The sequence below is a fragment of the Thalassospira sp. CA1 genome, assembly GCF_059052855.1.
The window spans coordinates 113,780-140,099 of record NZ_JBZCIA010000012.1 but is presented as its reverse complement, the minus strand read 5'-3'; the positions used below and the strand labels follow the sequence as shown (position 1 = coordinate 140,099).

The following is a 26,320-nucleotide window of genomic DNA, read 5'->3' as shown; positions in this document are numbered from 1 at the left end:
CTATTTGTTTTTATTTACTAAAATCAACTACAGAACATCTGCATCTTTTAAATTAGAAAACTCAAAAAATCTATACTGAGGAATAAGCACCCAAGACCAAAACTGATGTTTTTGACATTTTACAGGATAATTTTCCCCAAACCTGCTTTTCCATCCACAAAGTTATCCACAGGCCATGACGGTTTATGGGTTTCCTGCAATCACGGCCGTCCGGGAACCTTTGGTTTTGTGACAAAAAATGCTGGTGGTCAGTCGACTGCATTGCTAAGCAGGTGCAAAGGGAAATTCAGGAAAGCACGCATGAGCACCGACACATTGTTATCTGGTCCGGCCAAACCGGCTGCCTCGGGCACCACCAAAAGCGTTGTCATCTTTCTGCATGGCTATGGCGCGGATGGAAATGACCTGATCGGTTTGGCGCCGCATCTGGCACGCGCCCTGCCCGACACCACCTTTTATTCACCAAACGCGCCCTTCCCGTGCGAAATGTCGCCGTTCGGACGCCAGTGGTTCAGTCTGGCCGAATATGATCCCGAATTCCTGCGTCGTGCGCCGGAAACCATGTCTGGCGCCCTTGCTGCCATGGCCGAAGGTGCACGTAAAAGTGCTGCCTATGTCGATGACTTCATCGATCACGTCATGGAAACCCACGGTGTGTCTGCGGACAAGGTCGCACTGGTCGGCTTTTCGCAAGGAACGATGATGTCCCTGCAAACCGCCCCCCGACGTGATAATGAAATTGCCGGCGTTGTCGGCTTTTCCGGTGCATTGCTTGGCGAACAGACTTTTGGTGCTGAAATCAGGTCCCGTCCGCCGATGGTGCTGGTCCATGGTACCGCCGATCCGGTCGTACCCATTGAGGCATCGCGTCTCGCCAAGGAAACGCTTGCTGCCAATGGCATTGAAGTCAGCCTTCATGAACGGCCCGGCCTGCAACATGGCATTGACGAAGAAGGCCTTCGCATTGCCGCAGGATTTTTGACAAAGGTGCTTGCCTGATCCCACGGGTTTGATCCGTCGCAAGACATTTGAAAAGGACATCTGCAATGATCGCAGATGTCCTTTTTTGATTCCTGACCGAACCCTGTGCGACACCACTTGTCTGCGCCTGCATGGACCCGTGTTGTCGCGCTGCAACAGGCACAACTTTTGATTAGTGAATTTCCTCAACAGGGCTAAATATTACTATACTTTTCGACAGGTAACTGTTTTAAAATATACGCGCATCAAGGGGTAAGGAAAGGGTGCCATCCCCCTGACATCGCTGCTGAAATGGCAACATACACGGGTACAGATCACATGTTACAAAACATCAAGATCAGCAAGAAGGTCGCGAGCCTGACCTTGCTGTCACTGGTTGCACTGCTTGTAATCTCGGCGCTGGAACTTTTTGCATTGCGGGAGGCCCTGCTCGAGGACCGCAAGGACAAAGTTAAAGCCACAACCACAATGCTTGTGACGGCCGCACAGTCCTATCAGGACCTGGTCGATAGCGGCGACCTTAGTCAGGAAGAAGCCGTAACAGAATTTTACCGGGTTGCTGCGGCATCCAAGTTCGACGATGGCACGGGTTATTTCTTTGCCTATGACAGCAAGGGCGTCAACATGATGCATGCCGCCAACCCCGCCCTTGTCGGCAAAGACCTTAGCAAACTTCAGGACCCGAGTGGCTCCTTCATCATTCAGAACATGCTCGACGTCGCCAAGGCACCGGCGGGTGGGTACTTCACCTATCTGTGGCCAAAGCCCGGCCACCCCGAAGAAGACCTTTTCGAAAAACAGTCCTTTGCTGCAACACTGCCCTGGGGCGACGTCATCGGTACCGGCATCTATATTGATGATGTCGATGCAGCTTTCTGGGAACAGGCTATTTTCGTTCTGGTCGTCATCGCGATTGTCATTGCGATCATGCTGGCTGTTTCCTTTGCAATTGGCCGCAACATCACGGTCGGACTAAGCAAACTTTCAAGCCGCATGACCGAAATCGCCAGTGGCAAACTTGAAGGCGAAATCGAAGGTCAGGACCGTGGTGACGAAGTTGGTGACATGGCCCGCACCGTGGTCGCCTTCCGCCAGCAGGCGCTTGAAAACCAGAAACTGCAAACCCGCCAGCAAGAGCTTGAGGCACAGGCCGACAAGCAACGCCGTCAGGACATCACCGATATGGCCGACAGCCTTGAATCGCGTGTCAAAGGCTTGATCCGTTCGATCTCGGGCTCGATCACCGAGATGAAAAAAGCCACATCCTCGATGGAAGAAGCCAGCAACACCAACAGCTCTCTCTCTGCGGCTGTGGCATCTGCAACAACCCAGACCTCGACCAACGTTCAGACTGTGTCTGCCGCGACCGAGGAACTGACCGCATCTTCCGATGAAATCGCCCAGCAGATTTCCCATTCCGCGGAAATCGCCAATCAGGCCAACGAACAGGCCACCCGCACCAACCAGACCGTTACCGGTTTGGCGGATGCGGCCCAGAAGATTGGCGATGTTGCCAAGCTGATCGGGGATATTGCCGAACAGACCAACCTGCTGGCCCTTAACGCCACCATCGAGGCGGCACGTGCCGGTGATGCTGGCAAAGGCTTTGCCGTGGTCGCAAGCGAGGTCAAAAACCTTGCCAACCAGACCGCCAAGGCGACCGAGGAAATCAACCAGCAGATCCTCTCTGTTCAGAATGAAACCGGCGAAGCGGTTGAGGCGATCCGTCTGATTTCCGAAACCATCGCGCAGGTCGCCGATAGCTCAACCGCGATTGCAGCCGCTGTCGAAGAACAGCATGCCGCGATTGGCGAGATTTCGCGTAATGTTCAGCAGGCTGCTGATGGCACCAGCGAAGTCTCCCAGCGGATCGAGACCGTCAATGAAAATGCCGGTCGCGTATCGTCTGGCACCAGCCAGTTGGCCCAGTCGGCCGAAAAACTGGTCGACGAAGCAAAATCGCTTGATGAGGCGGTTGAACACTTCCTTGCCGATCTGCGCAAACGCGCAACCGACTGATCCGCATCAACACGCAAACCATCCGAAAGGCTAGGGCAGAAATGCCCTGGCCTTTTTTGATGGCTCCGAAACTTAGAAATGACATTCAGTCAATATCTTAAACCGATACTGCAAGCCCATCGGTAAGTGCTACTTCGACGTTTGACTATACATAAACCTACACTTTAGGCTAATCTCTCTTGCATATGATCTGAAACTACACCAATATATTCGTATATTTTGATCAACAAGCCCTCGTCTGGCGGAGAAACCATATGCTTGGCAATCTAAAGATTGGTTACAAAATCGTCATCTTGTCTGTCATCGCGCTCATGGGCGTCATCGTCGTTGGCGGGCTTCAGCTCTCCACCCTGCGCGATGCACTCCTTGAAGACCGCAAGGACAAGATCCGGTCCACCACCAACTACATCACTTCAATCGCGCAGTCCTATCAGGACAAGGTTGATGCTGGTCTTCTCAGTCAGGAAGACGCGATCAGCCAATTCTACGAGTTGGCCGGTGCTGGCAAATATGACGGCAAGATCGGATATTTCTTTGTCTTTGCGACCAACGGCATAACCGAAATGCACGGTGCCAATCCAGCGCTTGTCGGCAAAAGCCTGAATGACGCGCAGGATTCCCAAGGCAATTATTTCATCCGCAATCTGATCGCGTCCGGTAACAAGGCCGGCGGTGGTTTCTCGTCCTATCACTGGCCCAAACCCGGTGAAGATGAAAAACTGACCTTCGAAAAGCTGTCCTTTGCCGAACCCCTGCCATGGGGCTCAATCATCGGCACGGGCATCTATATTGATGACGTCGATGCGGCTTTCCGTGAACAGGCAACATTTGTTGTCATCATTGGCGGTGTCATTCTGTTGATCCTGACCCTGGCCGGACTGGCCATTGGTCGCGATATCACCGGCGGACTTAAAACCCTTTCCGCCCGGATGCGGATTATCTCGTCAGGTGATCTCGAAGGCGAAATCGAAGGCCAGGGCCGCGCAGACGAAGTCGGCGACATGGCGCGCACCGTGGTCTCTTTCCGCGAACAAGCGCTTGAAAACCGTAAGCTTCAGGAAAATCAGCGTGCGCTTGAAGAACAAGCCGAAGAAAATCAGCGTAAGGCCGTGATGGAAATGGCCGATTCTCTTGACGTCAAGGTCAAGGGCCTGATCAGTTCGATCTCCAGATCGATCAAGGACATGCAATCGGCCACCGATGAAATGCGCAGCGCGACCAACATGAACAGCGAACTGTCGGCTGCTGTTGCCTCGGCAACCACCCAGACATCAAGCAACGTCCAAACAGTCTCCGCAGCGACTGAGGAACTGTCCGCGTCCTCCGATGAAATCGCCCAGCAAATTGCAACCTCGGCAAATATCGCCAATCAGGCCAATGAACAGGCGACCCGCACCAACCAGACCGTCACCGGCCTGTCCGAGGCCGCCCAGCGGATCGGCGACGTCGCAAGTCTGATTGGTGACATTGCCGAACAAACCAACCTGCTGGCCCTGAACGCCACCATCGAGGCCGCCCGTGCGGGTGATGCTGGCAAAGGCTTTGCCGTTGTGGCAAGCGAGGTCAAAAACCTTGCCAACCAGACCGCCAAGGCGACCGAGGAAATCAACCAGCAGATCCTGGCCGTTCAGAACGAAACCACCGAGGCGGTTGATGCCATCCGTCTGATTTCCGAAACCATCGCCCAGGTCGCTGACAGCTCAACCGCGATTGCGGCTGCGGTCGAAGAACAGCACGCCGCCATCGGCGAGATTTCACGCAGCGTTCAGCAGGCAGCTGACGGCACGCGCGAAGTATCCGAACGCATCGAGACGGTTAACAGCAACGCTGGCAAGGTATCTTCCGGTACCAACCAGCTTGCCAGTACGGCCGAAAAACTGGTCTCCGAGGCAGTCGCCCTTGATGACGCTGTTGAGGCCTTCCTTGATAACTTGCGCAAAAGCGCAACCAAATAAACGCACACACCAAGTAATTCAGGACACGTGCAAAAAAGCCGCCCCGGAGCATCTCCGGGGCGGCTTTCTTTTCGGATGGTCAAGCGTGTGCCGAGTTACGGACGCATGGCCTCGATCTCGATTTTGATGGTCACAGCGTCACCAACCTGTGACGTGTCCTGCCATTGGCCCTGCCCGACACCAAAGTCCGTGCGGTTAATCGTCACCGTCCCTTCGGCTTCGGCCTTGTTGCCTTCGATCTCAAGATCAAACGGCAAGATCACTTCGCGAGTGACATCACGGATCGTCAGATCAGCAACCGCTTCGTACTTGCCCGGCGCAACTTCGCTAAAGGACTTGGTGGCGAACTTCGCGGTCGGCCATTGTGCCACATCAAACCAGTCTGGCGAGACGATCTGACTGTCACGGTCGCCATTGCTGGTATTGACCGATGCAATATCAATCAGAACCTCGACCGAGGATCCGGCAAGGTCATCGGATGAAAAAACGATATCGGCTTCAAAGGATTCGAACTTGCCTTCAAACTCTGCACCAAGCTGGGTGCCGGTAAATTCAATTTCGCTTTCGTTGGCGTCCACCACCCATTGGTCGGCGGCCAGTGCAGCCCCGGAAAAACCGGCGATGGTCGTGGCAATTGCCAATGCAGGCAGCATTTTGCGTTTCATCTGAAACATGTCAGTTTTCCTCGAGTTTGCCGGGCAACATACGCCGCAATGTCGCGTCGCGATCCCAAAAATGATGTTTGAGTGCCGCTAGAAAATGAACACCGACCAGTCCGGCAACCGCCCATGACAACAACCAGTGCACCGTCCGCAAGGTTTCGAACAGTTCCTGATTGGGCGACACAAGATTGGGCAAGGTAAACAGGCCAAAGACGCTGACAGGGAAGTTCGCGGCCGACGACATGGTCCAACCGGTCAACGGCATGGCAAACATCAACAAATACAATCCCAGATGCCCGGCCTTTGCCGCCAGACGTTCGATTTGAAATTTGCCAAGCTCATGCGGGCTCGGTTCACTCAACCGCCAGATAACGCGAACGATCACCAACGCCAGGACCGTTATGCCAAGTGACTTGTGGCGCGATATCCATTCCAGCTTTTCCATACCCAGTGGCAGGAAATCCATGTACCAGCCAATCGAGAAAACGCTGATGACAAGAAGCGCCATCACCCAGTGAAAGGTCTTGGTCACCGCACCAAAGGCGTGCTTCGTACTGCGAATTGTCATAACCGGCTTTCCTTGCTGCCTGCCCTTGTCTTGCCCGGGTCTGAAATGTGATGTGCGCCGCAGCAAATTTGCCACAGCGCACACCCGAAATCCAATAAAGCCGGATTACTTCTGCTTCAGGAATTCCGAAGAAATCTGAAGCGTTACTTCGTCACCGACGCCCGGCACGAGGAAGTCCATGCCGTAATCCGTACGGGTCACAACACCGTCTGCCGAGAAACCGACAACTTCGTCACCGGTCATCGGATGGGTGCCTTCACCGCTAAGGGTAACGTCAAGAACCAGCGGCTTGGTTTCGCCAAGAAGGGTCAGGTCGCCGGTGACGGTTGCCGCATTGTCACCAACCAGCTCAACAGAGGTGCTGGTAAAGGTCGCGGTCGGGAATTCTTCGACATTGAAGAAATCGGCGGTTTTCATATGGTTATCAAGCGCCTCGACACCACTGTCGATCTGGTTGAGATCAATCGTGATGGTGGCAGATGATGCCGACGGATTTTCGCGATCAAGGGTCAGTTCGCCGGTAACACCGCCAAAACGGCCCTGATAATCGGAGAAACCAAGGTGGTTCACGATGAACAGAACACTGGTGTGGGTCGGATCCAGTTTATAGGTGTCGGCCGCCTGGGCCGAGAAAGCCGCACCGGAAAGACCGGCAACGACTGCCAGCGTTGCGCCAGCTTTTTTAATCGCGTTAAACATTTTAAATTCCCTCATTTTCACAAGGTGCAAAGGCTCATTGCACCGCAATAAATCGTGAAGTGAGGATGACAGGCCTACCCGGCGCTCTCAAGCCAACGAAACCGCAACACATATTTTCGGTTTTGGAAACAATGACAAAAACATTCGCCATATTCTTGACAATATAGCCCCAATCTCACCGAAACGGCTGGCCGCGATACCGTTGGTTTTTCGCCAATCCTGCAAAATCATGCAGCCGCACCACGAAAAAAAGCTGACCACATTTGCGGTCAGCTTGTTGCCAATCTGGATATGATCGGATTTATGGCTGCTCCGGGGCGGCCTGGCCTTGCGGGGCGGATTCGCCGCCGCTGGCATCGCCCTCGGCCGGATCAAGACATTCTTTCAGCCACACATCATAGACCGGATGTTCAAGAGCCGACAAACCGGGACTTGATGCGAACATCCAACCGGAAAACAGGTCTTTGCGGGGTGTGTTGCCATCTTCGCGAATGTCGGCAATATCAAGGAAAGTCGCACTTTCCGGCAGTTCTTCCGGGGGTGTTCGATAACATGCATCCACCCGGATTTCGAGTGTCCCGAAACGCGCAACCTGCCCTACTGGCACTTCAAAGGTCGAAATGCGGGCGGTAATTTTATCCAGTCCCTGCAACTGGGCAACCGGGGCCGGGCGATAATCAAGCGCCGAAGACGCCGTTCCGATCATTGCACATGTCGAACAAATCGCGGCAATCGCAAAGGATCGTTTCATTGTGGTCTTCAGTCCTGTTCGTCGCTTTTGTTATAGGGATTATGCAGTTCGGCAACCAGATCGCGCATCACATTACGGAACTGTTCTTCGTCACAGCCCATCAGAAGCGCATCTTCAAGCGCGTCCTGCATGATCTCGCGCAGTTCGCCGAAATTGTCATTGAGAACCTTGATCTTTTCCACGCATGAAAGCGGCGAGCCATCGCTGGCCTGCCAGGTGGGAAAGTGATCAACATTTCCGGTCTTTTTCATCAACCGCTCCGACATTTGGGGCAAGACAGGTCTCTTACGAATTTGACCGACGCCTTGCTGCGTTCTCTGCGTCGCACCTTGCTGTGCAATCCCGGCAAAATCATGGCCGCTTGTCGCGGGCCTCTGATCAATCAATTATCGCTGTTGGTCGAAGAATAGATAACCTGACCAATAAGATCTTCAAGGTTTACCGACCCTTGGGTGAATTCAATTTCGCCACCGGCCTCGATCATGTCGATATCCCCGCCCGGCTCAAGCGAAACAAATTTGCCACCCAGCAACCCGTCAGATGCAATCTTTGCCGAACTGTCCATCGGCAATGCCAGATCGGACCGCACCGACATCTTGACGACCGCCATATATGTATCGGGATCAAGTTCCTGGGCGGTCACCGTTCCGACGGTTACACCTGAAACACGAACGTCATTGCCAACAACAAGACCATCTATGCGATTGAAGCTGGCCATGATTTCATAGCCTTCCACCGTACTGATCCCGGCGCGTGAATAGGAATAGGCCGCAAATCCGACCGCAACAGCGATCACGGCAGCACCGGCAATGGTTTCAATCAGTCTGTTGCTCATCGACCTTATCCGTTCTGTATCTCTTTGAGACGTATATTGTATTGCCCCGCCTCGAAAAACAACCACCCAAAAGACAACCGCCGCAAACGGGCCATCGGGAAACAGAATTCAGGCAAAACATATCGAAAACACAAACGGGCGCGAGTTGCCCCGCGCCCGCCTGTTAATCGGTATTCTTTCGGATCAATCAGCCTTCCGGCGACCAAGCCTGATAGTCACCGGTCGCCGGTGCACGCTTGCCGCCACTATATTCATGGCCCTTCGGACGATAGGCATGCTTGGTGCCCGTCAGGTTCGGCTGGTGTTCTTTCTGCCAGTCATAACGGTCTTCGGCCTTTTCAGACAGCGGCGCATCAAGGGTGTAATGCAGCCAGGCATGCCATTCAGCCGGGACCTTGGATCCCTCGACGACACCTTTATAAACAACCCAACGCTTGGTGCGACGACCCTTTGCCTGAGTCTTTTCGGTGTAATAGGTATTGCCGAAACGGTCTTCGCCAACGCGCTTGCCAAACAGCGCAGTATAAATACGGGTGCCGACGGTGGCCATGTTGGGTCTCTCTCCAGATCTGGTTTGTCCGCCTGCTTTACGCGATGGCGGCAAAAGGCAGTACAGCGTGTTTGGTGATACAACCTGTCAATCAAGTGACTTATATGTCGTGATGTTCGTGGAAAGTCAATGTTTCAGGGCCCCCGGCCTCAACAATCCCAAGACAATTTATATCTGTTGGCAAACCGCCTCCTCACCCTGCCCCGCGCACGAATAAATCAGCGTCGGCCTTTGATGGAAATTTCCGTCTGAAAACAACCCACAACTGCTTGTAGGGCGACGACTCTTTGATCCATCTACATCTGGGGGCTTTGTCCACCTCCTTATCCACAATGCGCCCCATATATGTAGTAGGCCGGAAGGCTTGCTCCCCCTGCCTTTTCACACAGATCCGAAACAAGACTTTCATATAAATATCAAACTGTTATCATTGGTTTCCATGCTACGAAAAACCACGCGGTGCCTAATTTTCAGCTTGGCACTGGAAATGGAATGAAAACGGCGTTAGCTTGATCAAACGTTGGGTGGGTTTAACGCGTTCCCACACAATATGTAGTCCGAGTCTTAGGACCGACACACAATCGCGCTGCGAAACAAATCGCAGTTTTCCGGGCCTCCCGGACCGATTCAGAGATTGTTAACGAGAATCCCACCAGCATCGAATCAACAAGACAGCAATCAACCCACTACATGTTGTGGTAAAAATTACTGTCAACCACAAAGATTAGTGGACTGTGGCGAAATTTTGCCATTATAGTCTTTCCCACGGACCGGATGGTTCCAAGGGGGGACCAAACCACCGAATACCCATACCTGCGGGCTCTGGAAATGCTGGAAAATATCGGCATCAGGGGCAGCGCAAGAGCATTGAGCAAACTATATAAAGTCAGGCGATGTTGGCGCATCACCAGATAGCGCCCTGTTACGTCTGATCAGAACCGGAGCAGACCATGCGGATTACCAGAAAATTCACTCAGGAAGGTGTCAGCCCTTACGCCGACATCGAATTTCGTAAGTTGTCATCTGTCATCAAAAACCCGGATGGTTCCGTTGTTTTTGAGATGAATGACATCGACATGCCCGCCTCCTGGTCACAGGTCGCGAGTGACGTTCTGGCACAGAAATATTTCCGCAAGGCCGGTGTTCCGGTTGCCCTTAAACCGGTCAAGGAAAAGGACGTCCCGTCCTGGCTGTGGCGTAAGACCGCTGACACCGCCAAGCTTGACAAAATGCCGGCTGAAAAACGCTACATCAGCGAAACCAGCTCGACCCAGGTCTTTGACCGCCTGGCAGGCACCTGGACCTATTGGGGCTGGAAAGGCGGCTATTTTGACGCCGAATCCGATGCGCAGGCTTTCTTTGATGAAATGCGCTATCAGCTCTCCCACCAGATGGGTGCGCCGAACTCGCCGCAGTGGTTCAACACTGGTCTGCACTGGGCGTACGGCATTGATGGCCCGGCACAGGGTCACTCCTATGTTGATTTCAAAACCGGCGAACTGACCAAATCGGCAAGCTCGTATGAGCATCCGCAGCCGCATGCCTGCTTCATTCAGTCCGTTGCCGATGATCTCGTCAACGAAGGCGGCATCATGGACCTGTGGTCACGTGAAGCCCGTCTGTTCAAATTCGGCTCCGGTACCGGTTCTAATTTCTCCAACGTACGTGGTGGCGGCGAAAGCTTGTCTGGCGGCGGTCGTTCTTCCGGCCTGATGAGCTTCCTGAAAATCGGTGACCGTGCTGCTGGCGCCATTAAATCGGGTGGCACCACCCGTCGTGCTGCCAAAATGGTTGTCGTTGATATCGACCACCCGGACATCGAAGAATATATTGATTGGAAAGTCGTCGAAGAGCAGAAAGTTGCTGCCCTCGTCGCCGGTTCCAAACTGGCTGAAAAGCACCTGACAGCTGTTCTTGCTGCTTGCACCAACTGGGACGGTGCTGCTGACTCCGATGATCGCTTTGTACCGCGCGCCAACCCGCAGCTCAAAGAAGCTGTCTTGGCTGCCCGCGCTGTGATGATCCCGGATTCCTATATCAACAAGATCATCGAATTCGCCCGTCAGGGCTTCACCGAAATCAGCTTCAAGACCTATGACACTGATTGGGACTCCGAGGCATACCTGACCGTTTCGGGTCAGAACTCGAACAACTCTGTTCGTGTGTCGAACGACTTCCTTCAGGCTGTTCTTGATAACGGTGACTGGGAACTGATCCGCCGTACCGATGGCAAAGTTGCCAAAACCATCTCTGCCCGCGATTTGTGGGACAAAGTTGGTGAAGCTGCCTGGGCATGTGCAGATCCGGGCATCCAGTACGACACCACGATCAACGAATGGCACACCTGCCCGAACTCGGGTCGCATCAATGCGTCCAACCCGTGCTCGGAATATATGTTCCTTGACGATACCGCATGTAACCTCGCATCGCTGAACCTGATGAACTTCCGTTCTGATGACGGTGGCGTGGATATCGAGGCTTACGAACATGCTGTCCGTCTGTGGACGGTTGTTCTTGAAATCTCGGTTCTGATGGCGCAGTTCCCGTCTGACCGTATAGCGGAACTCTCCTATCGTTACCGTACCCTTGGTCTTGGCTATGCCAACATTGGCGGCCTTTTGATGAGCATGGGCATCCCGTATGACAGTGACGAAGGCCGTGCGATTGGCGCATCCCTCACCGCGATCATGTGTGGTGTTTCCTATGCAACCTCGGCTGAAATGGCCAGCGAACAGGGTGCGTTCCCGGGTTATGCCGACAACGCAGCTGAAATGCTGCGTGTCATGCGCAACCACCGCCGTGCCGCTTACGGCGAACAGGAAGGCTACGAAGGCCTGTCGATCAATCCGGTTCCGCTGGTTGCCGCTGACAGCCCCTATGCCGATCTTCCGGTTGCCGCCCGTGCGGCCTGGGACAAGGCGGTCGAGCTTGGCGAAAAGCATGGCTATCGTAACGCCCAGACCACCGTTATTGCACCGACCGGCACGATCGGTCTGGTCATGGATTGCGACACCACCGGTATCGAGCCTGACTTCGCACTCGTGAAGTTCAAAAAGCTTGCTGGCGGCGGTTACTTCAAAATCATCAACCGCACCGTTCCGGTTGCGCTTGCAACGCTCGGATATACCGAAAACCAGATCCGCGACATTGAAAAATACGCGGTTGGTCATGGCACCCTGGTTGGCTCGCCGTCCATCACTCATGATGACCTGAAAGCCAAGGGCTTTGACGACGACGCCATTGCCAAGGTTGAAGGTGCACTGAAGAACGCATTTGATGTCAAATTCGTCTTCAACAAATACACCTTTGGCGATGATTTCTGCGTCAACCAGCTCGGTCTGGATGCCAAGGCAATCAACAGCATGGACTTCGACATGCTGGCCGCCCTCGGTTTCGATAAAAAACAGATCGAACAGGCAAACACCTATGTTTGCGGTGCGATGACCCTTGAAGGTGCCCCGCATCTGCGTGACGAAGACCTCGCTGTCTTTGATTGTGCAAACCCGTGCGGCCGTATCGGCAAGCGTTACCTGTCGGCTGAAAGCCACATTCGCATGATGGCCGCGGCTCAGCCGTTCATCTCGGGTGCGATTTCCAAAACCATCAACATGCCAAGCAGCGCAAACATCCAGGATTGCAAAGATGCTTACATGCTGTCCTGGCGTCTCGGCCTCAAAGCCAACGCGCTGTACCGTGATGGTTCGAAACTCAGCCAGCCGCTGAACTCTGCCCTGGTTGAAGAAGACGATTACGCCGATCAGCCGACCGCTGCCAAGGCAGCCCAGGCGTCCGAGCAGATCGTCGAGAAAATCATCGAACGCGTCATTCGTGGCGACCGTCGCTCCCTTCCGGGCCGTCGCAAAGGCTACACCCAGAAGGCGACCGTTGGTGGGCACAAGGTTTACCTGCGCACCGGTGAATACGAAGACGGCAAGCTTGGTGAAATCTTCATCGACATGCACAAGGAAGGCGCTGCATTCCGCTCGCTGATGAACAACTTCGCAATCGCGGTGTCCATCGGCCTGCAATATGGCGTGCCGCTCGAAGAATATGTCGAAGCCTTCACCTTCACCCGCTTCGAGCCGTCCGGCATGGTTTCCGGTAACGATGCGATCAAGATGGCAACTTCCATCCTTGATTACATGTTCCGCGAACTGGCGATCTCCTATCTTGGCCGTAACGACCTCGCCCACGTTCAGCCGTCCGACATCCTGCCGGATGCGGTTGGCGAAGGTGTCAGCGAAGGTGATCTTGGTGAAGAAGCCAAGAAAACCGGCGATCAGGCGATTGAAACCATCCGCAAGGTGGCATCAAGCGGCTTCGTGCGTCGCAACCTCTATGTGGTTGATGGCGGTGTACAGACCGAAGAACGCGTCGTGGAAGTCAAATCCACCGGCACCGACGGTCATGGTCACAGCCATGAAACCACCGCAAGTGCGACCACCGCTGCACCGTCAGCACCGCAGAACAATGCGATCCTGACCACCAGCGAAGAAGTCATCGCCAAAACCGATGCCAAGATGGAACAGATCCGCGAAGCCCGCATGAAAGGCTACGAAGGTGATGGTTGCCCGGATTGCGGTAACTTCACCCTGGTGCGCAACGGCACCTGCCTGAAATGTGACTCTTGTGGCGCGACCACCGGTTGCTCCTAAGGGGTTGTCCCTTCCGAACACCTGATGTGATCAGCAAACCGGCCGGGGATTTCCCCGGCCGGTTTTGTTTTGGCCCTTTTATTGACGGAGTATCCCTATGTCCCTGCCCGTCCTCCACAACGACACCGCACTCATCGTCCTTGATGTGCAAAAGGCCATTGATGATCCGCGCTGGAATTCCAAAAACAATCCCGGCTATGCCGATGTGATTGCAAAGCTGTTGTCGGAATTTCGTGCAAGAAACCTGCCGGTCATTCACGTGCGCCACGAAGAAGCCAACCCAGCCTCAAGCTTCTATGTCGATGGCCCCGGCCAACCGTTCAAGGACGAAGCCCTGCCCATCGACGGCGAAACCGTCATTGCCAAACAGCAAAACTGTGCCTTTGTCGGCACATCACTTGAAAAACATCTGCATGACCGCGGCATCAAACGCCTGATCTTTACCGGTGTGGTTATCCATAATTCCATGGATGTCACCATCCGCATGGCCCATTGCCTTGGCTTTGAAAACTGGCTGGTTCTGGATGGCACCACGGCGATTGATGTGACAGACGCCAACGGCAAGACCTTCGCGGCACAGGACGTGTTTGATCTTTATGCCGCTGTGCTGGCCTCGGAATATTGTTCGCTGACCCAGAGTTCTGATGTGATTTCCGAATTGTCCTGATCGAACGTGCCCCGTCGGGAACAAGCATGGGGATCGTGCGTTATCTTTTCTGTTCAATATGTTGGCGGCTGCCATGCCCCCTTATACAGGGCGGCGCCAACCAAAACAGATAAAGACAGGAGCAAACATCATGTCCCTTGGCCGTATTCTGGGCGTTGTCGCCCTTGTAGTCGGTGTTGCCCTTTTGGTGACGGGCTATAACGCATCCGAAAGTGCTGTTGATCAGCTTTCGGAAACTTTCCTTGGCCGCTATACCGACGAAACGGTCTGGTATCTGATTGGCGGTATTGCCAGCGCGATCGGTGGCTTGCTGTTGCTCATCATGGGTGGCAAACGATAAGATTTCCGCCACTGTCCACTGGCAAAGTCCCGTGGGCAGTGGCAACAAGTCCCAGCCTATCCTCTCTATCCTCCTCAGACCGCCGCATTACGCCAGCGTATGCAGCCAGTGCTCATAGCGCTTATCAACACCATCACCAGCATGGTGCGCATGCGGTCGATGTCCGGCCCTGACATCCCCTGGCGTAACACCGTATTTCGCGCGGAACGCCCGGATAAAACCGGCATCGGTTTCATAACCACATTCCAGCGCAATGTCATACAGTGACCGCCGCCGTTCTGTGGGATCGCCCAGCAGTTTCAGGGCATGGCGCAGCCGCATCTCGCGCAGATAGTTTTTAACCCCGCCATGTTTTTCAAACAGCTGATACAGGCTTGATCGTGACAGGCCAAGATCATTGGCGGCCTTGTCTGCGGTCAATTCCGCCGCGAACAGATTTTGCCGAAAATATCGCCGGATCATCACACCTTTTTCGATATCACGGCGCATTGCGTCGGTGGAACGGGTCCCTCCGTCTGCGGCATTCAGGCAGGCTGACAGCATCATGATGATCGTTTTCTGCAACACCGATATTTCGTGATCGGCAAGCTCGTTGATATAGCGATTAAGAGCCAGAATTTGCTGAAACAGGATGCTGACCAGCGGGTCACGCTCTGACAGGAAACGCAGATTGTGATCATCAGGATGGGTCAGATGGTCCTCGACCAGATGCCGTGGCAAAAACAGATGCATCGACTTGAAGCCATCGCTGGTCTGGGCCTCGGTCCGCTGCGAAAGATCAAGCAGCAGCAACCCACCGGGTTGAAGAACATCTCCGCCAATGCCGATCTCGGATTTTACCCCGCCATCGGTGTAAAGCTGGATGTTGTAATGATCCATGCCGTCGGCGGCGATCATTTGCGATGTGCGTGAAAAGCTTTGTGAACAGCTTTGCGCCTCGATCATCAAAAGGTCGCGATGCCGCCATGAATTAAGGTTCGCAACAAAACCTGCCTCGCGGGTTTTGCGATCCATTTCGACACTGTAAATACAGTTGATGCTTTCTTTCCAGATCTCGAACTGTTTTGCTCTTGGCAGCTCGCCAAGCGAAAAACGCGACCTTTCAAGCAGCGCAGACTTGGGGTTTGTTTGATGCGTCATACCTTGACAGCCATATGTGGAAAACTCTTCCTGTTTTTACCCTGCGCCTATTTCTCCCGCTTTTCAATGGGCTTCTTATGCCAACGCATAGGGTAACCCTACTTTGCACCCCACCCAGAACTTCCCATTTTTGCGACGCAAGGCCACAGAAAATATGGCTTCAAGGCCCCTTTCAGTGTTTCCCTGAAACAAACAAAACCGGAAAATGGCAACAGACTGTTGACGAACAGTGACTGGTCAAGGCCAGATGCGACACGCATATTCAATTCAAATGGTTGAATAGCCCGATGAGGTATTCCAATGACTGATCCATCAGCAAACACCGACAGCACTGCACAAAGCCTGGCGCCAATGTTTATTTCCCATGGCTCGCCAATGCTGGTGGCGCGTCAAAGCACCCCGGCTTTCCATTTCTTTGTCGATGAGCTTTCGAAACTGACCGATGGCGTGCGTGCCATTGTCATGATCTCGGCCCACTGGCAGACCGAACGCCCGACGATCTCCACCGCGCAACGCCAGGAAACCATTCATGACTTCTATGGTTTCCCGCAGCCACTTTATCAGTTGCATTACGATGTGGCGGGTGACCCGGAACTGGCAGAACAAATCGCAGCACAAATCGGCAGTGAGACCGATGCCAAACGTGGCCTTGATCACGGGGCATGGATGCCGATGATCCTTGCCCGCCCGAATGCAGATATTCCGGTCTTTCAGCTTTCCATGCTCGGTCACGGTGGCCCGCGCGAACATTTCGAACTTGGCAAAAAGCTGCGCGGGTTGCGTGATCTGGGTGTTCTGGTCGTGGCAAGCGGTGCGATGACGCATAATCTGCGTGCGCTTGATCGCAACGAAGGCGCAATTGACCCGTGGGCAAAGGAATTCACCAACTGGATGGTGGAAAAGATCAAGGCACGCGATATCAACGCCCTGCTTGATTACAGAAGTCTTGCCCCCCACGCCGCCATGGCCCATCCGGACGACGATCATCTGATGCCCTTCTATGTTGCGCTGGGTGCTGCATCAGATGATTTCGAACCCGATCTTCTCCATGACAGTTACGAGTTCGGCAACCTTGCCATGACCGCCCTTCGTTTTTATGACCAGGGCGATGTCAAAAGCGCAGCCTGATCACGCTTTTTCGCAAAATTAAAAAGGCCGGGAGAATTCATCTCCCGGCCTTTTGTCTAGAACATCACGCGAAGCCCGGTGACCAGATAGGTCGCCTCGTAATCCTCGCCATCATGCTTGGCAAAATCTGCGGTGTCCCCGAACTTCCGTTCATAGGCAACACCGACATAGGGCACGATGGCGCGATCAATCAGGTCGTAGCTCAGACGCAAACCGAACTCCGCACTTGATAAGCCTTTCCCGACCTCGATCTCACGATCTTCGGAAAAGGCGGCATTGATCTCGAACGACGGCGTCAGGGTCACCCGATTGGTCAAAAGCCCTTCATATTCGACATCAAGCCGCGCACTGCCATCGCCCGTCTCGCTGACAAACAGATCCGCATCGACTTCAAACCACTGCGGTGCAAGCCCGACAACACCAACCGTGCCATACCAGCGATCCGCGCCCTCGGGGGTGTCAATCCGCACACCGCCCTTGGCATCGAAAAAGTCACTGATCGGGGTTTGCAGGACAAACCGGTTCTCAAGCTTTTCATAACTGTCGGCATCAAGGTCACGTTCGCCCTCCCCCTGCCAGCGCAGCTTGAGTTCGTCCGTTCCGACAAAGGCATCCGCATCCCAGACGAGGCGCTTTTCGCTTTCATCACTAATGCGGTATTCAAGCTGTTCTGCCTGAAAGCCATAGTAAACCCTGGCTTCAGCTGCCAGACCAACACCCGGAACGGCGCCCAGTGTCAATGCGACACCACTGGCGATCATCATCAAGTCACGTTTTTCCATGATCGATCAGTTCCCGTTCTCAAGCTGGGTGATGGCCGGACCGCCTTCAACAATGACCTTGCGGAACATGCCGGTTGCCATGTGATAGCTCAAATGACAATGGAATGCCCATTCACCCGGTTCATCGACCTCAGTTTCCGAATAGACAGTCGTGCCCGGATTGATGCTGATTGTGTGTTTGACCGGGTTCCACTTGCCCTGCCCGGTATCAAGGATCGACCACAATCCATGCAGATGCATCGGATGGGTCATCATGGTTTCATTGACGAATTTGAACCGCACCCGTTCGCCGTATTTCAGGCGGATCGGATCAGCATCCTCGTATTTCACACCATTGATCGACCAGCTATAGCGTTCCATATTGCCCGTCAGGCGCAATTCGATCTCGCGCGTTGCCGGGCGTTCTGCATAAAGCGGCTTCTGTGCTTTCAGATCCCCATATGACAGGAACTTGCCGCCATTGGCCGCCGCCGGAATAAGGCCACTGCCCGCCGCATAAAACGGATCGGCATTGTCGGCCATGGCGGAATGATCCATCCCGGCCATGTTCGAATGATCCATACCAGCCATATTCGAATGGTCCATTCCCGTCATGTTGGAATGGTCCATGCCTGACATACTGGAATGATCCATGCCCGGCATTGCATCCTGCGATCCGCCGTCTGCGGCACCATGATCCATTCCGGCCATATCACCATGCCCCATATCACCATGTGCCATGCCCATATCCGCCATGGTCAGCAACGGTGAGTCGGTGCGCAATTCCGGCATTTCGGCCCGCATTCCTTCACGCGGGGCCAGGGTGGCAAAGGCATAGCCCGACCGCCCCATCGATTCCGCAAGGATCGGATAGGCCTTGTCGTCCTTTGGCTGGACAATCACGTCATAGGTTTCGGCAACCGCAATGCGGAACTCGTCGACCTTGACCGGCTGGACGTTATTGCCATCTGCCTGCACCACGGTCATTTCAAGACCCGGAATACGGATATCGAAATAGGTCATTGCCGATGCATTGATGAAACGAAGCCGCACCCGTTCTTCCGGGGTAAACAACCCGGTCCAGTTCTGTTCGGGTGACATGCCGTTAATCAGGCCAACAAAGCCCTGAACATCTTCGATGTCGGTCCGCATCATCCGCATCTCACCCCAGTCGCCACGCTCCGAAAGCGTCGCGCCCAGACCGTTCTTGGAAACATCATCAAAGAAGTCGCCAATCGTGCGCTGTTTGCGGTTGTAGTAATCCGGCATCATTTTCAGATTGCGCAAAATGCGATCACCCGAATGGGGATGCTTGTCTTTCAGGACCACAACATATTCGCGGTCGAACTTGAAAGGCTCGCGTTTTTCCGGCTCGATAATGATCGAACCATAGGCCCCGTCCGGCTCCTGAAAACCGGAATGGCTGTGGAACCAGTATGTGCCGCTTTGCTTGACCGGAATGCGATAGGTAAATGTCTCGCCCGGTTCGATCCCGGGGAAACTGATGCCCGGCACCCCGTCCATCTGATAGGGCAGGATCAAGCCATGCCAATGGATCGATGTCGATTCTTTCAGGTTATTGGTGACATTGATCACCGCTTCCTCGCCTTCCTTGAAACGCAAGGTCGGCCCGGGTGATGCACCGTTATAACCGATGCCTTTGGTTTTGCTTTCACCGGTATCGATGGTGACATAATCGACCGTCAGGTCATAGGTCGCCGCCCGACTGCCAGTCGACAGGGCAACCATCGCCAACGCCCCTGCAAGGACGCCTTTGAGGTAGTTTGTTTTCATTTTATGGATTCCCAAAAACTTGCAGAAACGCCAGAGGCATTGGGCGTCGCCCCGCCTCTGGCACTTCAAACCAACTGGCCTATGACTGCAGACGGACCTTGCCCATCATGCCGCTTTCATAATGGCCCGGGACATTGCAGGCGAATTCAAGCTCTGCGTCGGCCGGGAAAGTCCAGATGATCTCGGCTGTTTTTCCGGGTTCAAGAAGGACACTGTTGGGATCGTCATGTTCCATGGTCATGCCGTTGCCCATATCCATTTTCATCCGGTCCATATGGATCTTGTCGATATCAAGCGCACCATGTTCCATCATCATCATCATTTCCTGCTGATGGCTGGCATGCATGGCCGCAGTCCCGATGTTGAATTCATGGACAAACTCGCCCTTGTTCTCGATCTGGAACAGGATGGTTTCACCTGCACGGACCTCGATCGTTTCCGCATCAAAGAAGTTGTCTTCCATGACCACCTTGATGGTCCGGGTGACATCTGCGGCGTTGCCCGGTGCACCGATTTCCGAAACTGTCGGTCCGGCACCGTGACCATGGCCTTGACCGTGGCTCGGGCTTGCAAACAGCGCACCCGGTGCGGCCATCAATGCGCCGATCATGGTTGTCGACATTGCAATACGGGCGAAAAAGGACGTTTTGAAGTTGGGCATATCATGCTCCTGAAAATAATCATCGAACGTGATTGCCGTCGCAGCCCTGCTTAAACAGGCGCGCATGGTGCTGTCAGGTCCCGACGGGATCAGACAAGCGACGGCAAGTGTTAGAAAAAGACGGGATTATTTTCAGGCGCGCGGGGGCCGGTAGTTGCCATCTGCATCCGCGGACGCAACCGGACGATCCTTGATCCAGAATGTCGCAGCCGAAACAATCGGCATGAACATTGAAAGTCCGTTCTGTTGATCAACATACGGCCCACAAACGGTCATGCCGCAAATATCGCCATGTGACGAATGCGGATCGTGGGATATCGGTTTGGCGACCGAGGAGGTTTCAATCACCATACCATGATGGCCTGCGTCGGGTTGGCCGGACGCTGCATGCACGCTTCCCTGACCCGACAGCAGGACTGTCAGTGCAATCAGAATAACAAGCGTGCAGGAAATAAGGCGCAAAATGGTTTCCACTCAGAAGTTGACAGGCAAATCGTTATGCCCGCCGCACCTTAACGTCAAGTGGCAATATTGTGGCACGCGGCTTGGTCGCCTGTTTGGGCCCACGCGCTGCCCTTGTTATTAACGCCGACGGTCTTTACGATCACAGGAAATGCAACGTCATCGCAGGATGGATTGGCTCCATGCTTTCGCAAGATCAGATCACTCTTGAAATCACCACCAGCGGTCAGGGATTGTACGAAGTCACCGAACCGATCCAGTCATGGGTGGCCGGGACCGGTCTGGCACGTGGGCAGCTGACCATCTTTGTCCGTCACACCTCGGCCAGCCTGACCATTCAGGAAAATGCCGATCCGGATGTGCGCTTTGATCTTGAAACCTTCTTTGGCCAGTTGGTGCAGGAAAATCCCAGCCTCTATCGCCATACCTGCGAAGGTCCTGATGACATGCCCGCCCACATCAAATCGGCCCTGACCGATGTGTCGCTGACCATCCCAGTATCAAACGGCCGCGCCGTGCTTGGGACGTGGCAAGGGATCTATCTGTTTGAACATCGCCGTGCGCCCCATCATCGCAAGGTCACCCTGCATCTGATCGGCGAATAGGCTTACGCGATTATGTCGTTATGCCGCCAAGTGCGGCTCGGACGCCCAAAGTCCTTTGACCTGCACTTCAAGCAATTCACGCAAAGTCCCGCACATATCCTCGCAGTCAAAATTCTGCGTGCTGAAATGTTCGTGGATGGTGAACAAAAACAACGACATCAGGGTTTTCTGGATCAAAACCGGCGGCAAATCACGGTTGAGCTCGCCTGAAAGCTGCGCTTCCTCGATCAGGGCCTGAATGGCTGCAATCAATCCGCTGCTTTCCATAACGGCATGCACCGCCCCCTTTCTTGGCGAAAAGACAATCTGCTGCATGATCACCTGCCACAGGCCGGGATTAAGCCCCACCTGCGTGAAGCGATAGGACGCAACATGCATCATCTTGTCCACAAAGCACCATTCCGGGTCCATCGTATAAAGACCCTTTTCAATCGCCTCTGCCATCTGTTGCCCAACGCAGCAGATCAGAAGATCTTCCTTGGTCGGGAAGTGATTGAAGATCGTTCCTTCGGCAACGCCGGCACGTTTTGCAATCTCTCGCGTGCTGACAGCGTCAAATTCCCCGGCACAGAAACAGTCACGCGCGGCATCAAGGATCTTCTGGCGCGTTTCTTCACGTCGCGCAGCTCGAATATTCATCAACGCCTCCGATTTAAATGAGCACACTCACTGAGTACACTCATTTAAATTACCGGATCGCGCATGTCAATTCCTGCCCAAGCCCTCACCGGCGTGCGGCGTGTATTACCGGCGCCCGACAGGTAGCAAAGATGTCTGTTTCCGGGCGATATAGTCCGGTCGCAACATGCATCGCGCCCAGCACGGTCGAAAACAGATTGTCATGCGAAAAGCGGCCCGTTTGCGCCTGCGCTGCAAGGCAATCGGTCTCGATCCTGTTGGCATCGGCATAGCCATCCGACATCCAGATCATCATCGGCACCTTGGTCTGTTCCGTGGGTGCGAGCATGTAGGGCGCACCATGCAGATACAACCCGCCCTCGCCCAGGGACTCTCCGTGGTCCGACACATAAAGCAACACCACGTTGTAATCATCCTGATAGGCTTTCAGCCGTTCGGTCAATTGGGCGACGACATAGTCGGTATAACGGATCGTATTGTCATAGGTATTGATCAGTTCTTCGGCGCTGCAATTTTCAATGTCACTGCGCGGGCAATCGGGGACAAAGGCCCGATGCTCATCGGGATAACGCTTGTAATAGGTCGGCCCGTGACTGCCCATCAGGTGAAAGGCAATCAATTGGTCGTGCGGTTCACCGGATGCGACTTCGTCGTCAAGACCGCGCAACATCACCGCATCAAAGCACGTCCCCAATGCACAATCATCGGGGAAGTCATCGGGCGATATTTCGATATGGCGCACCCGATCACACACCCCCTTGCAGCCCTCGTCATTTTCCTTCCACAGAACGTCGATACCGGCATGTGCGAGCACATCCATCAGGCTTTCACTATGGCGTGCGACGTCGCCGTCATAACCGGCATGATCCATCGGCGAAAACATGCAGGGCACCGAAACTGCGGTTGCCGTGCCGCACGATGAGACATCCTGAAACGCCAGCATGCCGTCAATCTGGCTGGTAAAGGGCGATGTCGGGCGCGTGTAGCCATTGGCTGCGACGCTTTGGGCGCGTGCGGTTTCACCGATCACCAGAAACATCAATGTCGGTTTATCATCACCGTCCGGCGCGACCTTGCGGGCATCCTGCCCGATGGTTTGAAACGGCATGTCGGCATACAGATACCGTCGCTTCACCAACTGGATCGTGCCGGCGATGTAGTTCGACGGCACAAGCTCCTTGCCCAGAACCTTGTGATTGCGCCCGACCGATGCGTAATCCTTGAAATAAAGCGATCCGATCCCGCCCAACACCAAAAGCGGCACCACCATCAAAACCAGCCGCTGCCCGATCCCGCGCAAAACGGTCTTCGGGAATTTAAGCGGCACAAGGATCAGTATCGCGGCCGGCAGAAGCCCGGTCACGGCAAACCACAATCCGGCCTGCAAATTCAAATATGAAAGCGCCTCGCCCTGATTGGTCTCGACCACGTTTTCGATCATGCCGCGGTCAAACACGATGCCGTATTTCAACATCGCATAATGCGCCAGCGCACCCGTGATAATCAGGAAAACAAAGAACGGCTTGAACAGATAGCGCCAGGAAAACGGCGTAAAAACAACAAGCGATGCACAGATCAGAACAAACGGCGCACTGATCGCAAAGCCCGCGTCATAATCGCCAAGGCCTGCCAGAATGCCGTAAAAGTGGCTAAGGACCTTCCAGTTCAGAACCAGCGTGAAATAGACCGCGAGTGTTAAAAGGCCAAATCGATAATCAATCGGTGAAAGGTGCAAAAAGGAACGAAGTCGACGCATCCGGGCATCCTTGGGGCAATGAACCATGCCCCTCGCATACCGTGCGAAGCTGACAACAAGCTGAAGTCACCCGGAATGTCTAATGATCCATCCGTCAAGTCAGGCCGCCGCCCTTGCTTGTTTGTTGGCCCTCTTGCTGGCACGCAGCCCCAAAAGGCTATGAATAACAAGCGTGGTGATCACCACCGTCCCGCTGATCAATGTCATTTCGTCGGGCACTTCATTGACAAACACCCAGACCAGAAACGATCCAAAGATCGCTTCATTAAGCATGATCAGACTGACCTCAGCGGCGGGAATTTTGCGCGATGCATAAGCGATCAACAAGAAGGACACCGGCAACACCCAAAAGCCCAACATCAAAAGCCAAACCCAATCCAGACCAACTGGCGATAACGGTTCGGCACCGGGCAGCAGGATCAGGGTGACGACAAACGCGCCAAACAACATGCCCTTAAGCGCGTCCACTTCGGGCTTGGCACCCAGCACATTGAAATAACCCGCCATACAGATCGCCGCCCCAAGGGCCAGCATATCCCCCAGCGCGTTTTTCCCGCCAAACCCGGCACTGAACATGCCAAGCAAGGCAACAAACACCACGACTGAGGCCACCCATGTCCGGATCGGCTGGGAACGCTTAAAGATAAACACGCCAATCAACCCGGCCAGAAGCGGTGTGGCGGCAATAATGATCAGGGTATTGGCGGCATCGGTATTGCGTACCGAAAACATGAAAAGCGTACAGGTCCCGCCGTAAAACAGACCGGTCAGCATCTCGAACCCGTTGGGCCGGATCGACTGCACGATGCCCTCGCCCCGCTTGGCCCCGTTCCAAAGTGCCACCAGCAAAAGCGCCACGGTCAAAAAGCCCAGCCGCCAGAACGCGGTTGTAAAATCATCGGCCGCAATCAGACGCAGCAAAAGCGCATCTGGCGACAGGATCACAACCCCCAAAAGTGCAATCCAGCCACCATGAACACTCCCGAACCGATCCCGCAACGTCATCTCACCCAACCCCTACGCGGTTTGCACCGCATCAAAATCCCAAAAACAAGGCAGCAGGTTTTCGCCGTGCTGCCGATAACCCATTGTTACGGGCCTTTCCCCTTATGGCAATTCGATTTTATTCAACTGTTTGAAAGGATCGCACAAACACTTGCCGCACCGCCCCTGCGCTTGATTGCATCGATACAAAGAAACTGTTTTGTTTGCCCCGCAACCCCGATAAGTTGGGGGCAAATTTGAACATCTGCCAAGCAAAAGGATGGATCATCATGGCTGGTAAAATCGACGCTCATCTTGCCGATCTCGGCATCACCCTGCCGACTGCGACTGCACCGGTTGCGAACTATGTGCCCTATGTCATCTCGGGCAAGCTGGTTCATATTTCCGGTCAGATCACCATGGAAAACGGCGAGTTGAAATTTATCGGCAAACTCGGTGCCGACTATGACGTCGAAACCGGTCAGAAGGCCGCCCGCCTTTGCGCACTCAACCTTGTTGCGCAACTCAAGGCCGCCATCGGCGATCTCGATAAGGTCACCCGCGTTGTCAAACTGAATGCGTTTGTTAATTCCGCCCCCGACTTCACCGATCAGCCGAAAGTCGTCAATGGCGCATCTGACACCATGGTCGAAATCTTTGGCGATGCGGGCAAACATGCGCGCTCGGCTGTTGGCGTCGCCGCCCTGCCGCTCGGTGTTGCGGTTGAAATTGATGGCATTTTCGAAGTCGCCTGATCTTTCAATCAGCCGCCTGAATGCAACACCGATCAGCATCGCTGGTCGGTGTTTTCTTTTGCGCGTTACAACTGATGGAAATGGGTTCGCACCATCTCGGCAAACACGTCGCGCACTTCGTTATGTGCGCCGGGTTTTTCCATCAGGCTGATTGCGAATTTCGGTAATTCCGGCAATGCATCATCCCGGCCCAGTGCTTCAAGATCATCGGGGATCGTGCCAACCAGAAATGCCGTGATCGACAAATCCGATCGCACCGTTGCCGCGGTTGCTTCGATATTGCCGCTTTCAAACACGCTGCGCCAGGCTATCCCTGCCTGATCCAGCGCATCAATCACTGCCGGTCGAAACGCGCATTCACGACTGACGAGCGACACCGGAAGCGGGCGCTTTGTCTGGGCCTTGCCCGATTTCGCCCCGACCCAGACCAGCGGCGCAATTTTCAGGAAATCACCCGTCATCTGCCCGACCGGCTCCTCAACCAGGGCAATATCAATCTCGCCACTATTGACCATGCTCCGCAGTTCCTGGGAGCTATGACACCGCAGTGAAAGCTCGATCCCCGGATAGTGATCGCAAAATTTTCTAAGCGGCGTGCGCATAAACGTGCCAACAAGATCATAAGGAATGCCAACGGTAAGCTTGCCGACATGGCCCGCCCCGGTCATGTCCTGCCAGATCTCGTCATTGAGCAAAAGCATCCTTTGCGCCTTGCGCAGCAATTGCTCCCCATTCTGGGTCAGGCGCAATCCCTTGCGCGCGCGCTCAAACAATCCGCACCCGAATGCGGTTTCAAGCCGCTTGATCTGCTGGCTGACCGCCCCTTGCGTCAGGTTAAGCACGTCCGCCGCACCGGTCATGCTGCCGGTTTCCGCCACCGTCACAAAGGCGCGCAACACCGCCACATCAAGGTTTCGCATGATATCCCTACCGATCCGGCTACAACATGATCA

The 26,320-nt window shown here is 54.3% G+C and carries 25 protein-coding genes; 9 read left to right on the top strand and 16 right to left on the bottom strand.

The features are described 5' to 3' along the window. The first annotated feature begins 300 nt into the window (after positions 1-300). The 3 genes from AC5Q5A_RS17990 to AC5Q5A_RS17980 all read left to right on the top strand — a co-directional run bounded on the left by AC5Q5A_RS17990 (position 301) and on the right by AC5Q5A_RS17980 (position 4,955). Positions 301-999 carry an alpha/beta hydrolase gene (locus AC5Q5A_RS17990; RefSeq protein WP_493896114.1) on the top strand — a complete coding sequence of 233 codons (699 nt, stop codon included), beginning with the start codon at positions 301-303 and terminating at the stop codon, positions 997-999. Between the two features lie 300 nt (positions 1,000-1,299). Further along, on the top strand, positions 1,300-3,000 hold the full coding sequence (locus AC5Q5A_RS17985; protein WP_064780721.1) for a methyl-accepting chemotaxis protein: 1,701 nt from the start codon (positions 1,300-1,302) through the stop codon (positions 2,998-3,000). 254 nt (positions 3,001-3,254) lie between these two features. Continuing rightward, on the top strand, positions 3,255-4,955 hold the full coding sequence (locus AC5Q5A_RS17980; RefSeq protein WP_493896113.1) for a methyl-accepting chemotaxis protein: 1,701 nt from the start codon (positions 3,255-3,257) through the stop codon (positions 4,953-4,955). A gap of 95 nt (positions 4,956-5,050) precedes the next feature. Here the strand turns inward: AC5Q5A_RS17980 and AC5Q5A_RS17975 are convergent, their stop codons facing one another. The 7 genes from AC5Q5A_RS17975 to AC5Q5A_RS17945 form a co-directional block, all read right to left on the bottom strand. Next, the gene (locus AC5Q5A_RS17975; RefSeq protein ID WP_493896112.1) at positions 5,051-5,629 is read right to left on the bottom strand and encodes a YceI family protein; all 579 of its coding nucleotides are present in this window, start codon (positions 5,627-5,629) and stop codon (positions 5,051-5,053) included. A gap of 1 nt (position 5,630) precedes the next feature. Beyond that, complete coding sequence (locus AC5Q5A_RS17970; RefSeq protein WP_493896111.1) at positions 5,631-6,185, bottom strand: cytochrome b; 555 nt, start codon at positions 6,183-6,185, stop codon at positions 5,631-5,633. A 105-nt stretch (positions 6,186-6,290) separates the two neighbouring features. Further along, a complete protein-coding gene (locus tag AC5Q5A_RS17965; protein ID WP_493896110.1) occupies positions 6,291-6,884 on the bottom strand; it encodes a YceI family protein in 594 nt (197 codons plus the stop codon). A 301-nt stretch (positions 6,885-7,185) separates the two neighbouring features. Next, positions 7,186-7,635: a DUF2155 domain-containing protein gene (locus AC5Q5A_RS17960; RefSeq protein WP_008891462.1), complete on the bottom strand. Its 450-nt coding sequence runs from the start codon at positions 7,633-7,635 to the stop codon at positions 7,186-7,188. Between the two features lie 8 nt (positions 7,636-7,643). Beyond that, a complete protein-coding gene (locus AC5Q5A_RS17955) occupies positions 7,644-7,886 on the bottom strand; it encodes a hypothetical protein (RefSeq protein WP_008891461.1) in 243 nt (80 codons plus the stop codon). 131 nt (positions 7,887-8,017) lie between these two features. Further along, positions 8,018-8,470: an outer membrane lipid asymmetry maintenance protein MlaD gene (mlaD, locus tag AC5Q5A_RS17950; RefSeq protein ID WP_008891460.1), complete on the bottom strand. Its 453-nt coding sequence runs from the start codon at positions 8,468-8,470 to the stop codon at positions 8,018-8,020. A gap of 187 nt (positions 8,471-8,657) precedes the next feature. After that, positions 8,658-9,020: an NADH:ubiquinone oxidoreductase subunit NDUFA12 gene (locus tag AC5Q5A_RS17945; protein WP_493896109.1), complete on the bottom strand. Its 363-nt coding sequence runs from the start codon at positions 9,018-9,020 to the stop codon at positions 8,658-8,660. Between the two features lie 950 nt (positions 9,021-9,970). Here AC5Q5A_RS17945 and AC5Q5A_RS17940 point away from each other — a divergent pair. The 3 genes from AC5Q5A_RS17940 to AC5Q5A_RS17930 all read left to right on the top strand — a co-directional run bounded on the left by AC5Q5A_RS17940 (position 9,971) and on the right by AC5Q5A_RS17930 (position 14,682). Then, the gene (locus tag AC5Q5A_RS17940; protein ID WP_493896108.1) at positions 9,971-13,675 is read left to right on the top strand and encodes a vitamin B12-dependent ribonucleotide reductase; all 3,705 of its coding nucleotides are present in this window, start codon (positions 9,971-9,973) and stop codon (positions 13,673-13,675) included. A 97-nt stretch (positions 13,676-13,772) separates the two neighbouring features. Beyond that, entirely contained in the window at positions 13,773-14,342 is a 570-nt protein-coding gene (locus tag AC5Q5A_RS17935) for an isochorismatase family protein (RefSeq protein WP_493896107.1), read from the top strand. A 130-nt stretch (positions 14,343-14,472) separates the two neighbouring features. Next, on the top strand, positions 14,473-14,682 hold the full coding sequence (locus tag AC5Q5A_RS17930) for a DUF3185 family protein (protein ID WP_008891455.1): 210 nt from the start codon (positions 14,473-14,475) through the stop codon (positions 14,680-14,682). 87 nt (positions 14,683-14,769) lie between these two features. Here the strand turns inward: AC5Q5A_RS17930 and AC5Q5A_RS17925 are convergent, their stop codons facing one another. Then, the gene (locus AC5Q5A_RS17925; protein WP_493896106.1) at positions 14,770-15,822 is read right to left on the bottom strand and encodes a helix-turn-helix domain-containing protein; all 1,053 of its coding nucleotides are present in this window, start codon (positions 15,820-15,822) and stop codon (positions 14,770-14,772) included. Positions 15,823-16,122: 300 nt separating this feature from the next. On the opposite strand from AC5Q5A_RS17925, the gene AC5Q5A_RS17920 reads away from it, so the two are divergent. Then, positions 16,123-16,950: a DODA-type extradiol aromatic ring-opening family dioxygenase gene (locus AC5Q5A_RS17920; RefSeq protein ID WP_493896105.1), complete on the top strand. Its 828-nt coding sequence runs from the start codon at positions 16,123-16,125 to the stop codon at positions 16,948-16,950. A gap of 56 nt (positions 16,951-17,006) precedes the next feature. Here the strand turns inward: AC5Q5A_RS17920 and AC5Q5A_RS17915 are convergent, their stop codons facing one another. The 4 genes from AC5Q5A_RS17915 to AC5Q5A_RS17900 all read right to left on the bottom strand — a co-directional run bounded on the left by AC5Q5A_RS17915 (position 17,007) and on the right by AC5Q5A_RS17900 (position 20,628). Continuing rightward, positions 17,007-17,732 carry a copper resistance protein B gene (locus AC5Q5A_RS17915; protein ID WP_493896104.1) on the bottom strand — a complete coding sequence of 242 codons (726 nt, stop codon included), beginning with the start codon at positions 17,730-17,732 and terminating at the stop codon, positions 17,007-17,009. Between the two features lie 6 nt (positions 17,733-17,738). Further along, on the bottom strand, positions 17,739-19,505 hold the full coding sequence (locus AC5Q5A_RS17910) for a copper resistance system multicopper oxidase (RefSeq protein WP_493896103.1): 1,767 nt from the start codon (positions 19,503-19,505) through the stop codon (positions 17,739-17,741). A gap of 79 nt (positions 19,506-19,584) precedes the next feature. Then, entirely contained in the window at positions 19,585-20,166 is a 582-nt protein-coding gene (locus tag AC5Q5A_RS17905; RefSeq protein WP_493896102.1) for a cupredoxin domain-containing protein, read from the bottom strand. A 132-nt stretch (positions 20,167-20,298) separates the two neighbouring features. Continuing rightward, complete coding sequence (locus AC5Q5A_RS17900; protein ID WP_338181855.1) at positions 20,299-20,628, bottom strand: hypothetical protein; 330 nt, start codon at positions 20,626-20,628, stop codon at positions 20,299-20,301. Between the two features lie 182 nt (positions 20,629-20,810). Here AC5Q5A_RS17900 and AC5Q5A_RS17895 point away from each other — a divergent pair, with 182 nt between their 5' ends. Further along, positions 20,811-21,233, top strand: coding sequence for a secondary thiamine-phosphate synthase enzyme YjbQ (locus AC5Q5A_RS17895; RefSeq protein ID WP_063087246.1), 423 nt, complete (start codon positions 20,811-20,813; stop codon positions 21,231-21,233). 18 nt (positions 21,234-21,251) lie between these two features. On the opposite strand, the gene AC5Q5A_RS17890 is transcribed toward AC5Q5A_RS17895, so the two are convergent. The 3 genes from AC5Q5A_RS17890 to AC5Q5A_RS17880 all read right to left on the bottom strand — a co-directional run bounded on the left by AC5Q5A_RS17890 (position 21,252) and on the right by AC5Q5A_RS17880 (position 24,633). Next, on the bottom strand, positions 21,252-21,872 hold the full coding sequence (locus tag AC5Q5A_RS17890) for a TetR/AcrR family transcriptional regulator (protein ID WP_008891451.1): 621 nt from the start codon (positions 21,870-21,872) through the stop codon (positions 21,252-21,254). Between the two features lie 85 nt (positions 21,873-21,957). Then, entirely contained in the window at positions 21,958-23,628 is a 1,671-nt protein-coding gene (locus AC5Q5A_RS17885) for a phosphoethanolamine transferase (protein ID WP_493896101.1), read from the bottom strand. Between the two features lie 99 nt (positions 23,629-23,727). Further along, entirely contained in the window at positions 23,728-24,633 is a 906-nt protein-coding gene (locus AC5Q5A_RS17880; RefSeq protein WP_493896100.1) for a DMT family transporter, read from the bottom strand. Positions 24,634-24,902: 269 nt separating this feature from the next. Between AC5Q5A_RS17880 and AC5Q5A_RS17875 the strand changes: the two genes are divergently transcribed. Next, on the top strand, positions 24,903-25,367 hold the full coding sequence (locus AC5Q5A_RS17875; protein WP_064780708.1) for a RidA family protein: 465 nt from the start codon (positions 24,903-24,905) through the stop codon (positions 25,365-25,367). A 65-nt stretch (positions 25,368-25,432) separates the two neighbouring features. Here AC5Q5A_RS17875 and AC5Q5A_RS17870 read toward each other — a convergent pair whose 3' ends face one another. Then, positions 25,433-26,287, bottom strand: a complete 855-nt coding sequence (locus AC5Q5A_RS17870) for a LysR family transcriptional regulator (protein ID WP_493896099.1) — start codon at positions 26,285-26,287, stop codon at positions 25,433-25,435. Between the last annotated feature and the right edge of the window lie 33 nt (positions 26,288-26,320).

Coding starts and splice junctions, on each gene's coding strand:
- AC5Q5A_RS17990 (WP_493896114.1), top strand. CDS start 301: ATGAGCACCGACACATTGTTATCTGGTCCGGCCAAACCGGCTGCCTCG.
- AC5Q5A_RS17985 (WP_064780721.1), top strand. CDS start 1,300: ATGTTACAAAACATCAAGATCAGCAAGAAGGTCGCGAGCCTGACCTTG.
- AC5Q5A_RS17980 (WP_493896113.1), top strand. CDS start 3,255: ATGCTTGGCAATCTAAAGATTGGTTACAAAATCGTCATCTTGTCTGTC.
- AC5Q5A_RS17975 (WP_493896112.1), bottom strand. CDS start 5,629: ATGTTTCAGATGAAACGCAAAATGCTGCCTGCATTGGCAATTGCCACG.
- AC5Q5A_RS17970 (WP_493896111.1), bottom strand. CDS start 6,185: ATGACAATTCGCAGTACGAAGCACGCCTTTGGTGCGGTGACCAAGACC.
- AC5Q5A_RS17965 (WP_493896110.1), bottom strand. CDS start 6,884: ATGTTTAACGCGATTAAAAAAGCTGGCGCAACGCTGGCAGTCGTTGCC.
- AC5Q5A_RS17960 (WP_008891462.1), bottom strand. CDS start 7,635: ATGAAACGATCCTTTGCGATTGCCGCGATTTGTTCGACATGTGCAATG.
- AC5Q5A_RS17955 (WP_008891461.1), bottom strand. CDS start 7,886: ATGAAAAAGACCGGAAATGTTGATCACTTTCCCACCTGGCAGGCCAGC.
- mlaD (WP_008891460.1), bottom strand. CDS start 8,470: ATGAGCAACAGACTGATTGAAACCATTGCCGGTGCTGCCGTGATCGCT.
- AC5Q5A_RS17945 (WP_493896109.1), bottom strand. CDS start 9,020: ATGGCCACCGTCGGCACCCGTATTTATACTGCGCTGTTTGGCAAGCGC.
- AC5Q5A_RS17940 (WP_493896108.1), top strand. CDS start 9,971: ATGCGGATTACCAGAAAATTCACTCAGGAAGGTGTCAGCCCTTACGCC.
- AC5Q5A_RS17935 (WP_493896107.1), top strand. CDS start 13,773: ATGTCCCTGCCCGTCCTCCACAACGACACCGCACTCATCGTCCTTGAT.
- AC5Q5A_RS17930 (WP_008891455.1), top strand. CDS start 14,473: ATGTCCCTTGGCCGTATTCTGGGCGTTGTCGCCCTTGTAGTCGGTGTT.
- AC5Q5A_RS17925 (WP_493896106.1), bottom strand. CDS start 15,822: ATGACGCATCAAACAAACCCCAAGTCTGCGCTGCTTGAAAGGTCGCGT.
- AC5Q5A_RS17920 (WP_493896105.1), top strand. CDS start 16,123: ATGACTGATCCATCAGCAAACACCGACAGCACTGCACAAAGCCTGGCG.
- AC5Q5A_RS17915 (WP_493896104.1), bottom strand. CDS start 17,732: ATGGAAAAACGTGACTTGATGATGATCGCCAGTGGTGTCGCATTGACA.
- AC5Q5A_RS17910 (WP_493896103.1), bottom strand. CDS start 19,505: ATGAAAACAAACTACCTCAAAGGCGTCCTTGCAGGGGCGTTGGCGATG.
- AC5Q5A_RS17905 (WP_493896102.1), bottom strand. CDS start 20,166: ATGCCCAACTTCAAAACGTCCTTTTTCGCCCGTATTGCAATGTCGACA.
- AC5Q5A_RS17895 (WP_063087246.1), top strand. CDS start 20,811: ATGCTTTCGCAAGATCAGATCACTCTTGAAATCACCACCAGCGGTCAG.
- AC5Q5A_RS17890 (WP_008891451.1), bottom strand. CDS start 21,872: ATGAATATTCGAGCTGCGCGACGTGAAGAAACGCGCCAGAAGATCCTT.
- AC5Q5A_RS17885 (WP_493896101.1), bottom strand. CDS start 23,628: ATGCGTCGACTTCGTTCCTTTTTGCACCTTTCACCGATTGATTATCGA.
- AC5Q5A_RS17880 (WP_493896100.1), bottom strand. CDS start 24,633: ATGACGTTGCGGGATCGGTTCGGGAGTGTTCATGGTGGCTGGATTGCA.
- AC5Q5A_RS17875 (WP_064780708.1), top strand. CDS start 24,903: ATGGCTGGTAAAATCGACGCTCATCTTGCCGATCTCGGCATCACCCTG.
- AC5Q5A_RS17870 (WP_493896099.1), bottom strand. CDS start 26,287: ATGCGAAACCTTGATGTGGCGGTGTTGCGCGCCTTTGTGACGGTGGCG.